The organism is Rhodococcus sp. 14-2483-1-1 (genome assembly GCF_002259335.1).
Taxonomy (GTDB): Bacteria; Actinomycetota; Actinomycetes; order Mycobacteriales; family Mycobacteriaceae; genus Rhodococcoides.
The window spans coordinates 1-14,054 of the sequence record NZ_NPFX01000008.1; the positions used below are offsets into that span (position 1 = coordinate 1).

Consider the following 14,054-nt stretch of genomic DNA (forward strand, 5'->3'; position numbering starts at 1 on the left):
TGCCATTCGCGCGCCATCGTGATGTGACGGTTCACGTTGTCTTCGGCAGTGGGTACCAGCTCCTGCAGAAGCTCGAGCTGTGTCAGATCCCTCGCCATTGGCATGTCTCCTCGCATCGACGTCAGCTCACGAGCCTAGAGCCAAGAGTGCGACGGGTGTGGAGCCTCGCCGAGATTCTGTTAGAGGTAGCAACCGACGCCGACACCGAGTGGTGCGACCTCACAGGTCATTGCTGGACAGGTTCGAGGCCGGAGAAGTTCGGTGCGCGGAAGACCCACCCGCGAAGGGCGAGGAAACGGGCGGCCCCGAAGAGACCGCTGACAGCGATCACCACCACAACCTGGGCGTAGGCCGCTGCACCAGGAAAGAGGACGTGCATCGTGGCCAGTGCGGCGGTACTCAGACCGAGACCGATCAGAGCGAGCCCGCCGGCTTCCCACTGCGTCTGGAACCAGCCGACCCGGCCGGCCGCGTGGAAGGTGTGACGGCGGTGCAACTCGTTGGCCAGGACAGTGCTGGCAGCAACACCCGCGAGATTGGCCGTGAACGATCCCAGGGATGCAAGGGCAACGAACAACAGGGCGTACACACCGTTGCTCGATACCCCGACGATCACGAACCGAGTGAACTGAGCGAGAACCGACTCTCCGAGCATCCTCGACTTGATACGGGGCGCACAGCCCGACGGCCCAGCCGTAGCCGAGGCTTTCAGCGAGGTGCTCACGTGATCTCCAGTTGTAGAACCGAAAGCGTCGATCGGCGCTTCGCTTCGATACAACTCCGAACACGGGAACATCGGTCTCGGACGTGACGGACGTCTCAGGCTTTGGAGGAACTTTCTTCCCGAGCGCGCTTCTTGCGGTCCAGGTCGATGTTGAGACTGTTGGGCTTGATCGACGCGACGAACAACACCGCAACGAGCACCACCACAACGAGGATGGTGATGACGACCACCGCGATGCCGAAGATTGCCAAAATACCGTTCATGTCCTGCCTCCCGTGTCAGGCAATACGGTACTTGTCATAGACGGGCCCGTCGACGTGCACCCCCAGCTCACCGATCAGCTCACCAACCGCTCCACAGCACGCATCGGCAACGACAACCAGGTCGGCCGGTTGCGCGCCTCGTACAGAACCTCGTAGACGGCCTTGTCGAGTTCGTATGCGCGCAGCAGGTCGGCCTCGTCGCGCGGATCGTGCCCGGCCACCGAGGCGTAGCCGTCGAAGAACGAGGCGATGCTCCGCGCAGCCCACTGGTCGGCTCGCTCTCGCGTCGACGAGTCCTCGGGCTGATCGACCAGCAGATGGTTCGCTGCGTAGTCGAACGAGCGAAGCATTCCCGCGACGTCACGTAGGGAACTGTCCATCTGTCTACGCTCGGCCAAGGTCTTGGCGGGCTCGCCCTCGAAGTCGATGAGCAGCCACCGCTCGGGAGTCCCCAACACCTGCCCCAGATGCAGATCACCATGGATGCGCTGCACGGTGGTGCTGTTCGACGCCTCTGCCCGCGAGATGAGGGCCGTCGCCGCCGGGATGTACTGGGCGATCTCCGGCACCACCCGCGCCACACCCGAGATACGAGCCAGAATCTCCTCGACAGCGGTCGATTCGACCGAGCGTTCGACGGTACCCAGCACCGAGGCCAGGTCGTGGTGCACCTGCGCGACGGCTGCTCCGATGCGGTGCGCGTCCCGAGCGAAATCGCCGGGCAGTTCTTCGATCGGCGTATCGGGGGAATCGAACACCTCGCGAACACTTGCCAATGCTGCGGTCCAGCCTTCGGTGGAGTTCGCAGCGAAGTCCTGAATCATGCCAAGAGTGGTCGGCTCACCGCCGACGACGGCTTCCAGCCAGCCCCGCAGCGGAGCGACGTTGGCACTGCCCGCCTCCGCCAGGGCGCGATGCAGTTCGACATCGGGGCTCACGCCCGGCGGAACCTGTCGAAACAGTTTGAGCAACAGCAGATCACCGAGAATCACCGAGGTGTTGGACTGCTCGGCCCCCAGAACCCGACCCGGCAGACCGCTCGGCACACTCGAACCGTCGACGATCTTGAATTCGATGCTGCCCGTGGAATTTCCGGAAGCGAAGGCGTCGCCGTACAGGCCGATGATCTCAGGGTCTCGCAAACCGTCGAACACGGCCACCTCGCCCACCACCGGAAGCACCCACGGCCGGAGCTCGTCGGTCAGCTCGGTGCGGAAGCCCAGCGGCACCTGATACGTCTGCGTCACCACCGCGCCGTCCTGTGTCATTCGCACCTCCACCAGCAGGTGCTCGGCCGCGAAATGCGGTTCGTCACGAAGAACTTCGCGTTCGAGGATCTGCACGGAATCCACGGTCGACCCCTTCGCACCGAACCACCGTTGCGCCGGTAGCCATGTCGCCAGCGCCTCCGTGAGCTGAGGTTCGACCGTGCGTGAAGCACTCGAGCTGGAACCGACCATGAGAATCTCTCGCCGCCTTCGTGGGAGTTTGCGGAGCTGTGACCGTACGAAGCGAAACCTACCCACTCCCGGCGCCGCTCACACACCGACGGCAACGACACCCGAACGTTATGCAGGTCGTACGCCGGTGCACCGACATGCTCGTACAGTGGTCACATGTCCGCTTCACTGACCGCCCACATCGATGTGCACCGCGCAGGTGATCGACTGAAAACCCGTGTGTCCTGGCTGGACTCGAAACATTCGTTCTCCTTCGGCCAGCACTACGACCCCGACAACACCCATCACGGACTGCTGCTGGTCAACAACGACGACATCGTCACTGCCGGTCAGGGTTTCGAGACGCACCCGCATCGCGACATGGAGATCGTCACCTGGGTGGTGCAGGGTTCGCTGGTGCATCAGGACTCCATAGGCCATTCCGGAATCATCTATCCCGGACTCGCGCAACGGATGAGCGCGGGCAGAGGCATCATGCACTCGGAGAAGAACGACTCCTGGAACATCGACGGCAATCGGCACACCGAACCCGTTCGCTTCGTGCAGATGTGGGTGTTGCCGGACAGTCCTGGCACCACGCCCGGATACGAACAACTCGAAATCGGCGACGAGTTGCTGCGCGGCGGGCTGGTCACCGTGGCGTCGGGCATGGAGAAGCACCGTGGGGAGGCCGCGATCGGCATCTCACAGAAGTCGGCGGCGCTGCACGCAGCCAGGTTGTTGCCCGGGAAATCGGTAACGGTGCCCGACGCGCCTTTCGTCCATGTCTTCGTCGCCCGCGGCACCGTCTCGATGGAGGGCGTCGGTGAACTGTACGAGGGCGATGCCGTCCGCATGAGTTCGACTGGCGGACAACGTATTACCGCTACCGAGCCGGCCGAGGTGCTGATCTGGGAGATGCATTCGCGTCTCGGCGGCTGACATAAACGTTCGATGACAAGTTGATCACGGGAACACGTGGGGCGTGTGCGCAGGGCAGACACCCGCATACACTCCCAGCGTTCGCGATCGCCGACTTCGGAGGTACTCAACGTGTCGAACCAGAATCCGCCTCCGGGTGACTATCCCCCTCCCGGAAACTACCCTTCACCCGGCGAATACCCCCAGCAAGGCGGGTATCCGCAACAGGGCGGGTACCAGGACCAGCCGACAGCACCGAAGAACACGATCGGAACAGTGGCTCTGGTTCTCGCGATTCTGGGTGTGTTGTTCTCCTGGACCATCGTCGGCGGTGTTGTCCTCGGCCTGATCGCCATCGTTCTCGGGTTCGTCGGGCGGTCCAGGTACAAGAAGCGCGTCGCCACCAACGGCACCGTGTCCCTGATCGCGATCATCCTGGGTGTCGTGGCTGCAGCATTGTCGATCATTCTGGTCGTCGTCGGCATCGGTTTGTTCAACGCCGTCGGTGGACAGGACTTCACCGACTGCATCAGCAACGCAGGCAGCGATACTGCTGCGCAACAGCAATGTGCCGACGAATTCCAGCAGAACGTCGAGAACCAGTACGACGACTCGACACCGAACTGATTCTGGGCTGAGGCACTCGCGTATCGGTGCCTCAGCCAGTCCGGTCGCCTCAGGTAGTCAGATCACCTCGGGCCGACAGGTCCGCCACCACCACTTGATTGCCGCCATGCTGCTTTGCCTCGTACATCGCCGCGTCTGCTCGTCGTAACAATCGCGTGGTGAGCGCGACGACGTCCGCACCGATACCGGAGCCTTCGGAACTCGGGTACGTGCAGTGCGCGACACCTATGCTCACCGTCAGCGGCGCGGAGTCCCCCGCCGAGTGCGCTGCATGTCGATATTCCTCGGCCAACGCTCTGGCCTCGTTCTCGGCCAGCTTGGTCACCACCGCGAACTCCTCACCGCCCACCCTGGCGACCAACACACCGTCCTTCGTCAACCGACGCGCGACGAGCTGCAGGGCCGTGTCGCCCTGGTGATGGCCGAATCGGTCGTTGATCGACTTGAATCGATCCACGTCCACGACCATCACTGCAACGTTGTCTGCACCGAGGAAGTAGACCGGTAGTGCCTCGTCGAGGCCTCGACGATTGCGCACCTGGGTGAGTGGGTCGAAGTTGGCCGCCTGGGCTTGTACCTGAAGCTTGAGCAGCAGGTACTGGAAGAACGTCGGGCCCATGAACGTGATGGGTATCAGCACCACGAGTTGTGCGACGGCCAATCCATGATCGGTGTCGGGTGACAGCAGGATCAGCACGAAGAAGAGCGTCACGGCCGATCCGGCCCACAGGAGATGCAGCGCCATGACTCTCGGACTGTGGAAGAGCTGGACGTAGACGCTGTTGGCGGCGAGCATCGCGAGAGCCAAGAAGACAGACTGAGGCGATCCGTAGGACAACAGGACCAGCGTCACTCCGATGTCCGAGTACCCGGCGAACATCAGGGACACGCGCTTCGACGGCCACGGAGCCTTCAGCCAGGCGACACCGACCAACAGCGTCGACACGATCGCAACCACGAAGATCGACCTACCGATCGCAGAGGTCGGCGGAGAATCGGTGAGCAGCAACAGTGCGGCTGCACCGAGTCCGTAGGAGAACGTACTCAGTGATGCGGCGAGTCGATACGGTACGAGCGCACCGTGCAGATCGAGGTAGCTCACCACCGACTCGTAGCTGTGCGGCTGGTTCCACCATGTGCGCAGGAATGTCGATTGCACCTAACCTCCAGCGCGTTCCGGCCCTGAATCCACCGGACCGGACGCTTCACCGCCGGGCCGGGCCGGACATATCGGCCACCCTCGATGCTATTCGACCGTCGTCACCCTCGGATGTCTCTTCGGCGGAATGCTCCCGACCCCACGGCACCGACGACGATGGCGACCACGAGGAGCCATCCGAAGGGCTCGAGCGAGAAGGCCCCTCCCGGCAATCGCGGCACGTGGGTGAAGGGCGACAGATCGAGCCACGGCTGCGGCAAGCCGACCACCGACCCGATCTGGCCGAGCGCGACGAAGCCGCCCAGGACGGCCCATAGGAGAGTCGCGAATCGAGGGACCGCACCGAACAACGCCACGCCGATGGCCGTAATTACCCACACGGCCGGAAGCTGACCCAGTGCGCCGCCGAGAACGGACGGCAGTTCGCCCGCGATATCGCCGGTGGCCGAGCCGTACGTCAGCCCGACGGTGAGACCGACGACCAGCAGCAGCCACGCCGGTCCCAGAACGGCGAGGAGCAGATGCCCTGCCAGCCACCGAAGGCGCGAGGTACCGGTGGCCAGCACGATCTCGGCCAGGCCCGCCTCTTCCTCACTGTGGAGCCGCAGCAGCGCCGATACCGAATAGGCCGCCACCATGATGCCGACGATGCTCAGCACTGCGGCAATGAACGATTGTTCGAGTGTGGTGCCGCCGAATTTTCCGAGCGCGTCACTGATTGCAGTGCTGCTGCCGAGCTGGTCACCGATCCCGTCCGTGGACGATCCGATGACGACGCCGAACAGGGCGAGCCCAACGGTCCAGACTACGACGGTTCCGCGAGAGAGTCGCCAGGCGAGGGCGACGGGACCGGACAGTGAAGGAACGGCAGCCACCCGGCCGCGGCGCTCGGCCCTCAAACCACTGCCGAGATCGCGTCGACTGGCTGCCACGAATGCCGCGGCACAGAACGCTGCTGCAGCCGCCAGCGACAGCAGCAGCGGCCACCACCTCTCGTCGGCGAACGGCCGCACCTGCGCCGACCAACCGATCGGTGAGAACCACGACAGGGTTCCCGAGCCGATGTCGCCGATCGCTCTGAGAACGAACGCTGCGGCCAACACGCCGAGGGCGTAACCGCGAGCCACGCGCGCCCCGGACGCCACCTGCGCCGCCAGCGCCGCACAGCCGACGAACACCGCACCGACGACGACGATCGAGGCACCGAACGCGAGGCTCCCGGTCACCGGTAGACCGAATGCCCACAGCGAGATGAACGACAACATTCCCGTCGCCACAACGCCGCCGCCGGCGAGCAGCACGGCCGCTGTCAGCCCTGCGTATCTGCCCACTGCAGTCGACCCGATCAGCTCGGTGCGCCCCGCATCCTCTTCACCGCGGGTGTGCCGAACGACGGTAAGGATCGCCGCCAGGGGAACAAGGGTGAGCATCAGGCCGGCGCGCCACGCCACCAGGGCACCGAGGTCGCTGCCGAAGATCGGTCCGACGAGCGCCGCTTGTGCCGGCACTGCCTCGGTGCCGATATAGAACGATTGACGGTCTGCCGCCGTCGGATACAGCCCCTCGAAGCTCACCGCGTACAGCAGCGGGAGTGCTCCGAGCAGAACGACCCATATCGGCGCCACCAGGCGATCGCGGCGCAGGTACAACCGCAGCAGTGCCCCCGTCCCGCTCAGGCCGCTCATGCGTAGTACCTCATGAACAGCTCCTCGAGAGTCGGAGCGGAGCTGACCAGGCTCTGCACTCCCGCATCGGCCAGAACGTGCATCACCGCAGCCAGGGCCTCGTTCTCCACGGTGCAGGTGACGGTGGATCTGTCCACGTCGACCGCAGTGACTCCGGCGAGTGTTGCGAGGTCGTCCGGTACTCGATCGACGGTGGCGGTCACCGTCGTGCGGGTGAGGTGCCGCATCGATGCTAGCGTGCCGGTATCCACCGTTCGACCGTCCTTGACGATGGTCACCGAGCTGCACAGCGCATCGACCTCGGACAGGATGTGCGACGACAGCAGCACCGTGACTCCGCGTCGGGCAGCATCTTTCACACAGTCGGCAAAGTGCTGTTCCATCAGCGGATCGAGTCCTGATGTGGGTTCGTCGAGAATCAACAGCTCGACGTTCGATGCCAGAGCCGAGATCAATGCAACCTTCTGCCGATTGCCCTTGGAGTACGTTCGGCTGCGCTTGCCGGGGTCGAGAGCGAATCGTTCGAGCAGTTCGGCGCGGCGCGTGGCGTCGATGCCGCCGCGCATTCGGCCCAGAAGATCGATCACCTCACCGCCGGTCAACGACGGCCACAGCGTCACATCGCCCGGGACGTAGGCCAGACGTCGGTGCAACGCCACGGTGTCGGCCCATGGGTCCGCGCCGAGCAGTCGCACGGTGCCGGACGTCGCCCGGACGAGCCCGAGCAGCACGCGAATCGTCGTGGATTTTCCTGCTCCGTTGGGACCGAGGAAGCCGTGCACCTCCCCGGTTTCGACGCGTAGGTCGAGTCCGTCGAGCGCCCGGACCGAACCGAACGTCTTCACCAATCCGTCGACTTCGATTGCCTCGGTCATTTCTTGGCCTCCAGGTACGCGTCCAAAGCTTGTGAATCGGTGAACAGTCCGTCGGTGTAGAGCTCGAGAGCCGGGAGCATGACCTCGTCACCGAGCGCGGTCAGAGCCTCACGGAAGTCGACGTCGGGGCCGGCCATCTGCACGTACAGCAGTAGGCCGCCCACGTTCTGTCTGGTCATGAATCGGGCGCGTGCCGCGGGGTCTCGGCTGGGCGTGAATCGGCCGTCGCGGACACCGTCGTCGATGTAGCGGACGGCGTCGTCGACCATGTGCTCGAACAACTCTCGCGCCAGTGCGCCGCCCGCCGAGAAGCTGCGCACGATGTACGCGACGAGCGGCGCGTACTCGTCGATGCGAGCGAGCTGCTCCATCATCCCGGCGGGGCCGGCCGACGCAGTCTTCGATTCCCGGATCACCCGCAGAACGTGCTCGTCACAGGCCGTTCGCAGACCCTCCTTGGATCCGAAATGGTGGTTGACGAGCCCAGGTGAGACGCCTGCCGCCGTGGCGATCGACCGCAACCCGGCGGTGAAGCCCTGTGCGCCGAAGACGTCGATCGCGGTATCGCGGATCCGTGCCCTGGTCGTGAGATCCTCGGTTGCTGTACGCATGTACAGCACATTAAACACCCGTTCAATCAAGCGCAAGAGTGTAAAGATGGACGCATGACTTCAGTAGTGAACTCGGGCATCGATCTCAGCTACCAGGACGAGAACACACGCGCGCAGGACGACCTCTTCGTGCACGTCAACGGCAAATGGCTCGAGGATTACGCCATCCCGGCCGACCGCGCCGTCGACGGAGCCTTCCGGACGTTGTACGACCGCGCCGAAGTGGACGTGCAGACGATCATCGAAGAGTCCGCCTCCTCGAACCCCCCCGCCGGCAGCGACGCGCAGAAGATCGGCGACCTGTTCTCGAGCTTCATGGATGCCGACCGCGCCGAGCAGCTCGGCGTCACCCCGATCGCCGACGAGCTCACCGCCATCGCCGACGCGGCGAACCTCGTCACCCTCGCCGAGGTTCTCGGCTCACTGCAGCGCACCGGCGTGGGCGGTGGCATCGGCCAGTACGTGGACACCGACGCCAAGCAGTCCGATCGCTACCTCGTGCATTTCAGCCAGTCCGGTATCGGTCTGCCCGACGAGTCGTACTACCGCCAGGACGAATACGCAGAGATTCGCACGAGCTACGTCGCGCACATCTCGAAGATGTTCGCGCTCAGCGGTATCGAGTACGACGCGCAGACGGTGTTCGACCTCGAGAAGAAAATCGCGGCAGGCCACTGGGATGTCGTCGCCAGGCGTGACGCCGAGAAGAGCTACAACCTCGTCCAATTCGATACCCTCGTCAAGAACGAGCCCGGATTCAATTGGGCTGCATGGATTTCCGGTCTCGGAGCCACCACCGAACAGTTTGCCGAGATCGTCGTGCGGCAGCCGTCGTTCCTCAGCACCTTCGTTGCACTGTGGGCCTCCGAGGACATCGAAGCCTGGAAGGCGTGGCTCGCCTGGCGCGTCGTACATTCCCGCGCGCCCTTCCTGACGAGCGAGATCGTCGACGAGAACTTCGCGTTCTACGGAACGACGTTGACCGGCACCGAGGAGAACCGGGAGCGCTGGAAGCGTGGAGTCTCCCTGGTGCAGGACGTTCTCGGCGAGGCCGTCGGCAAGCTGTACGTCGAACGCCATTTCCCCGCCGACTCCAAGGCGCGGATGCAGGTGTTGGTCGAGAACCTCACCGAGGCGTACCGCCGCAACATCTCCGAGCTCGAATGGATGAGTCCGGAGACGCGTGAGAAGGCGCTGGACAAGCTGGACAAGTTCACCCCCAAGATCGGCTACCCCGATCGCTGGCGCGACTACTCGGGCGTGGAGATCAGCGCCGACGACCTACTCGGTAACTACCGCCGCGGCTACACCGCCGACCACCAGCGTGATCTCGACAAGCTCGGCGGTCCGGTCGACCGCGACGAGTGGTTCATGACGCCGCAGACCGTCAATGCCTACTACAACCCCGGCATGAACGAAATCGTCTTTCCTGCGGCCATTCTGCAACCACCGTTCTTCGACCCGGAGGCAGACGACGCGGCCAACTACGGCGGCATCGGCGCGGTGATCGGCCACGAGATCGGCCACGGATTCGACGACCAGGGTGCCAAGTACGACGGCGACGGCAACATGGTCGATTGGTGGACCGACAGCGACCGCACCGAGTTCGGCAAGCGCACGACGGCCTTGATCGAGCAGTACAACGAGTTCGAGCCCGCGGCGCTGCCAGGGCACAAGGTCAACGGCGAATTCACCATCGGTGAGAACATCGGAGACCTCGGCGGCCTGTCGATCGCAGTCGCGGCCTACGAGATCTCGCTCGAGGGCGAGGAAGCGCCGGTGCTCGACGGCCTGACCGGGTTGCAGCGCGTGTTCTTCGGCTGGTCGCAGGTATGGCGCACCAAGGCACGAGATGCCGAGGCGATCCGTCGTCTCGCCGTCGATCCGCACTCGCCACCGGAGTTCCGCTGCAACGGCGTCGTCCGCAATCTGGACAGTTTTCACCAAGCATTCGACGTACAGCCCGGAGATGCGTTGTACTTGGAGCCGGATGAGCGCGTCAAGATCTGGTAGTACCGGGTAGGACAAGGGGAGGGTGTTCGGATGAGGGAATTCGTACGATGGCTTGCAGCGCACGGGGTCATTCGCTTCGCGGCCAGACGAGCAGCGGCAGCGGGCGATCCGCAGGCCATGCTGGTGGCCGATCCCGCGACGCGGGCGAATCCCACGCCGGTGTACGAAAAGCTGCGCGGCACGGCTCCGCTGGTGAAGACCCGCATCTCGAACATCACCGTGCATCATCGGGTGGCCTTCGACCTGCTGCGCTCCGACGATTTTCGAGTCACCCGGCTGGGCGGCACCTTGCCCGCACCGCTGCAGTGGATCGAACGACACACCAGATCCGGTGCCCTGCACCCGATTCTGCCGCCGTCTCTTCTCTCCGTCGAACCGCCCGATCACACCCGGTACCGCAAACTGGTGTCCTCGGTGTTCACCGCTCGGGCCGTCGCGCAGATGCGCGATCAGGTGCAGGAAACCGCCGATGCACTGCTCGACGAGCTGTCCGACGGTTCTCCGGTGGTCGACATCGTCGATCGCTACTGCGCCCGCTTGCCGGTCGCGGTGATCGGGCGGATCCTCGGCGTTCCGGTGGAAGACAACCAACGGGTACTCGAATTCGGTGAGATGGCCGCACCGAGCCTCGATATCGGCTTGTCCTGGGACCAGTTCAAGCAGGTCGAACGTGGGCTGATCGGGTTCGACGCCTGGCTCTCCCAGCACATCGCCGAGCTGCGCCGCACTCCCGGTGACGATCTGATGAGCCAGCTGATCGCCGCGAAGGACGAAGGCATCGGCCTCAACGACGAAGAGCTCAGGGCCACCGCAGGATTGGTGCTGGCGGCAGGATTCGAGACGACCGTCAACCTGCTCGGCAGCGGAATCCGGTTGCTGCTCGATCACCCCGATCAGCTCGCTGTGCTGCAGCAGGATCCGTCACATTGGCCCACTGCCATCGACGAGATGCTGCGGATGGAATCTCCGGTGCAGCTGACCGCACGGGCCGCCAAACACGACGTCGTGGTGGAGGGCGTGCCGATCAGCGAAGGATCACTGGTGATCCTCGTGCTCGCCGGTGCCAACCGAGACCCGCTGGTGTTCGAGGATCCGAACAGATTCGACGTCACCCGCGCCAACGCAGGCAAGCACCTGTCGTTCTCGGGCGGACGCCACTACTGCCTCGGCGCAGCACTTGCCAAGGCCGAATCGGAAGTAGGCCTCAAAGCGCTGTTCGACAGGTTCCCGCACCTGCGCTCCGCAGGCGAGGGAACCCGTCGCAACACCCGCGTCCTGCACGGATGGGCCACCCTGCCGATCGACCTCGGTGAGCCCGCTACGACAACCGCAGGCCGGTAGCGGAGTCGAAGAAGAACAACTCGTCCAGCTTGGGCACCAGCCGAACGGTTTCGGCCAGTGCGATGGACAGCTTGCGGTCGACCCGAACCGAGATGCGCCCGGACGGCGTCGTCCACCCACCGTCGAGGCTGGGTGCGGATGCGTAGACGAACGACTCCGCACCCAGTTCCTCGATCAGCTCGACGGTCAGCTGCAAACCGGTGCCGTCGCCCACCAGGTCCCACGATTCCGGACGAATTCCGACCACCACGCGCTCACGTGCCGAGGACGGGACCGGGATGCGCAGTTCGCCGAGTACGGCGGCGCCGTCGCGCACAGGAGCGTCGACGAGGTTCATGCCGGGTGACCCGATGAACCCCGCGACGAACGTGTTGACGGGGTTGTCGTACAGCTCCCGCGGAGCGGCGATCTGCTGCAACTTGCCATCGAGCAGTACCGCGACCCGGTCACCCATCGTCATGGCCTCGACCTGATCGTGGGTGACGTACACCGTGGTGGTGCCCAATCGTCGCTGTAGGCCGGCGATCTGGGCTCTGGTCGATACTCGCAGCTTGGCGTCGAGGTTGGACAGCGGCTCGTCCATGCAGAACACCTTGGGTTGACGCACGATGGCGCGTCCCATAGCTACACGCTGACGCTGACCACCTGACAGCTTGCCGGGTTTGCGACCGAGCAGCGGCTCGAGCTCGAGCATCTTCGCCGCGTCGAGCACCCGTGCTGCGGTGTCCGCCTTGCTCATTCCGGCGTTGCGCAGTGCGAAGCCCATGTTGTCCCCGACGGTCATGTTGGGGTAGAGCGCGTAGTTCTGGAACACCATCGCGACGTCCCTGGCCCGCGGTGCCAACGAGGTGACGTCCACTCCGCCGATGTCGATGTGACCGCTCTCGACGGATTCGAGGCCGGCGAGCATGCGCAGACTCGTCGACTTTCCACAGCCCGAGGGCCCGACCAGGACAATGAATTCACCGTCCGCGATGTCGAGTTCCAGGCTGTCCACAGCGAGCGAATCGGCTCCCGGGTACCGGTGCGAGACGCCGGCGTAGTGAACGGCGGCCATTACTTCGGCAGCTTCGGGGTGATCTGGCGGTCGATGATCTGCTGCAGCTGCTCCGAGATGGACGCGAATGTTGTTGCCACATCGGCGTTCTGCAGTGCGATCTGCTCGAGTCCGCTACCGATGATCTTGTCGCCGCCGGGTACGAACACCCGGGCAGCGTCCTGGGAGCGGGTGCGCGCCAACTGGTCGACGGCCGTCTTCGCGTTGGGGTTGGCCTCGAGGAATGCAATCTCCGACGGGTCCTGCTGCGCCGACTTGCGGACCGGCATGTAGCCCGTGTTCTGCGAGAAGTAGGCGGTGTTGGCACCGTTGGTGACGAAGTCGATGAACCTGAGTGCGTTCACCTTTCGCTCGTCCGAGATCTTCGCGGGGACGGCCAGGCCGGCACCACCGGTGGGGCAGCCCGGTGTGCCCTCGGTGGCCGGCAGGAACGCGGTGCCGAACTCGAAGGCGGCACCGGCTTTGATCGTGGAGAGGTCGCCGGTGGAGGCGATCGTGGAGGCGAGGATGCCCGCGGCGAAGTCGTTTGCGATGTCGTTCGACACCGCGGCGTACTTCTTGGTGTGGATCATGTTCTGCAGGAACTTGCCTGCCGCAATGGTATTGGGGTCATCGAACTTCAGCTCGAACTGATCGGAGTACGATCCGCCGAATGTCCAGATCGGCCCCTCGAACGTCCACCCGAGGTAGTCGACAGCGTTGCCCCAACCGTGAGCGAGCTTGCCGTTTCCGACGACGGCCTGGATGCGCGGGCCCCATTCGTCGAATTCCTGCCAGGTGGCCGGTCCGCGATCGGGCAGTCCCGCCTGCTGCCAGACGGCCTTGTTGTAGTAGAACAGAGGCGTCGAGCGTGCATACGGCAGCGCCCAGTGGCTACCGTTCCAGTTGTAATCGGCAAGAAGCGAATCCACGTAATCGGACTGGTCGACTCCGGCCGCGGAGAAGTGCTTGTCGAGGGGCTCGATCGCACCGGTGAGTGCGTAGTTGAACCACCAGACATCCGAAAGCACGACGACGTCGGGCACATCGTCGCCCGAGAGTGCCGCGTTGAACTTCTGCGACACCTCCTCGTAGTTCTTGCCGCCGTCGATGAGATTGACCGTCAGGCCCGGGTTCTGAGCCTGGAACCGCGAGATCAGCTCCTTCTCGAACTCCTGGGACTTGCCCGGGTGGTTCGACCAGAAGTTGATGGTGTTCGCATCGCCTTCGACACCGCCGCCGCCGGACGAGCCCGATCCGGGGCCGCTGCATGCCGCGAGGGCTGCGGCGGCCGCAGCCGCACCGGTGAGCGTGAGGAAGCCACGCCGATTGATGATGTGTGCCATGGTGTTCGACTCCT

Annotated in this window: 13 protein-coding genes and 1 pseudogene; 4 read left to right on the forward strand and 10 right to left on the reverse strand. The window is 64.3% G+C overall.

Features of this window, described 5'->3' with window-relative positions; genetic code table 11:
• The 4 genes and pseudogenes from CH294_RS27770 to CH294_RS07845 all read right to left on the reverse strand — a co-directional run.
• A pseudogene (locus CH294_RS27770) lies at nucleotides 1-98 on the reverse strand (acyl-ACP desaturase); the annotation flags it as partial.
• A 128-nt stretch (nucleotides 99-226) separates the two neighbouring features.
• Nucleotides 227-655 (reverse strand): GtrA family protein, encoded by a 429-nt coding sequence (locus CH294_RS07840; RefSeq protein WP_230592449.1) that lies wholly within the window; start codon nucleotides 653-655, stop codon nucleotides 227-229.
• Nucleotides 656-819: 164 nt separating this feature from the next.
• A complete protein-coding gene (locus CH294_RS27405; RefSeq protein ID WP_155289282.1) occupies nucleotides 820-987 on the reverse strand; it encodes a hypothetical protein in 168 nt (55 codons plus the stop codon).
• A 74-nt stretch (nucleotides 988-1,061) separates the two neighbouring features.
• Nucleotides 1,062-2,447, reverse strand: coding sequence for a hypothetical protein (locus CH294_RS07845; RefSeq protein WP_094737570.1), 1,386 nt, complete (start codon nucleotides 2,445-2,447; stop codon nucleotides 1,062-1,064).
• Between the two features lie 156 nt (nucleotides 2,448-2,603).
• Between CH294_RS07845 and CH294_RS07850 the strand changes: the two genes are divergently transcribed.
• Together CH294_RS07850 and CH294_RS07855 are read left to right on the forward strand one after the other, a co-directional pair.
• Complete coding sequence (locus CH294_RS07850) at nucleotides 2,604-3,368, forward strand: pirin-like bicupin family protein (RefSeq protein WP_094737571.1); 765 nt, start codon at nucleotides 2,604-2,606, stop codon at nucleotides 3,366-3,368.
• Nucleotides 3,369-3,479: 111 nt separating this feature from the next.
• A complete protein-coding gene (locus CH294_RS07855; RefSeq protein WP_230594552.1) occupies nucleotides 3,480-3,974 on the forward strand; it encodes a DUF4190 domain-containing protein in 495 nt (164 codons plus the stop codon).
• 49 nt (nucleotides 3,975-4,023) lie between these two features.
• On the opposite strand, the gene CH294_RS07860 is transcribed toward CH294_RS07855, so the two are convergent.
• From CH294_RS07860 to CH294_RS07875, 4 genes are all read right to left on the reverse strand, one after another.
• Nucleotides 4,024-5,133, reverse strand: coding sequence for a GGDEF domain-containing protein (locus tag CH294_RS07860; RefSeq protein ID WP_094737572.1), 1,110 nt, complete (start codon nucleotides 5,131-5,133; stop codon nucleotides 4,024-4,026).
• 101 nt (nucleotides 5,134-5,234) lie between these two features.
• The gene (locus CH294_RS07865) at nucleotides 5,235-6,818 is read right to left on the reverse strand and encodes an ABC transporter permease (protein ID WP_170944637.1); all 1,584 of its coding nucleotides are present in this window, start codon (nucleotides 6,816-6,818) and stop codon (nucleotides 5,235-5,237) included.
• On the reverse strand, nucleotides 6,815-7,693 hold the full coding sequence (locus CH294_RS07870; RefSeq protein ID WP_032402834.1) for an ABC transporter ATP-binding protein: 879 nt from the start codon (nucleotides 7,691-7,693) through the stop codon (nucleotides 6,815-6,817). Before CH294_RS07870 ends, CH294_RS07865 begins: the two co-directional genes overlap by 4 nt.
• On the reverse strand, nucleotides 7,690-8,304 hold the full coding sequence (locus tag CH294_RS07875; RefSeq protein ID WP_032402851.1) for a TetR family transcriptional regulator: 615 nt from the start codon (nucleotides 8,302-8,304) through the stop codon (nucleotides 7,690-7,692). Before CH294_RS07875 ends, CH294_RS07870 begins: the two co-directional genes overlap by 4 nt.
• Before the next feature lie 54 nt (nucleotides 8,305-8,358).
• On the opposite strand from CH294_RS07875, the gene CH294_RS07880 reads away from it, so the two are divergent.
• Both CH294_RS07880 and CH294_RS07885 read left to right on the forward strand, forming a co-directional pair.
• Entirely contained in the window at nucleotides 8,359-10,317 is a 1,959-nt protein-coding gene (locus tag CH294_RS07880; RefSeq protein ID WP_094737573.1) for a M13 family metallopeptidase, read from the forward strand.
• A gap of 30 nt (nucleotides 10,318-10,347) precedes the next feature.
• Entirely contained in the window at nucleotides 10,348-11,658 is a 1,311-nt protein-coding gene (locus CH294_RS07885; RefSeq protein WP_032377476.1) for a cytochrome P450, read from the forward strand.
• On the opposite strand, the gene ugpC is transcribed toward CH294_RS07885, so the two are convergent.
• Both ugpC and CH294_RS07895 read right to left on the reverse strand, forming a co-directional pair.
• Nucleotides 11,636-12,715, reverse strand: coding sequence for a sn-glycerol-3-phosphate ABC transporter ATP-binding protein UgpC (gene ugpC / locus CH294_RS07890; RefSeq protein WP_094608752.1), 1,080 nt, complete (start codon nucleotides 12,713-12,715; stop codon nucleotides 11,636-11,638). The genes CH294_RS07885 and ugpC overlap by 23 nt on opposite strands.
• The gene (locus tag CH294_RS07895; protein ID WP_094737574.1) at nucleotides 12,715-14,040 is read right to left on the reverse strand and encodes an ABC transporter substrate-binding protein; all 1,326 of its coding nucleotides are present in this window, start codon (nucleotides 14,038-14,040) and stop codon (nucleotides 12,715-12,717) included. The genes ugpC and CH294_RS07895 overlap by 1 nt, the downstream gene beginning before the upstream one ends.
• Nucleotides 14,041-14,054: the final 14 nt, after the last annotated feature.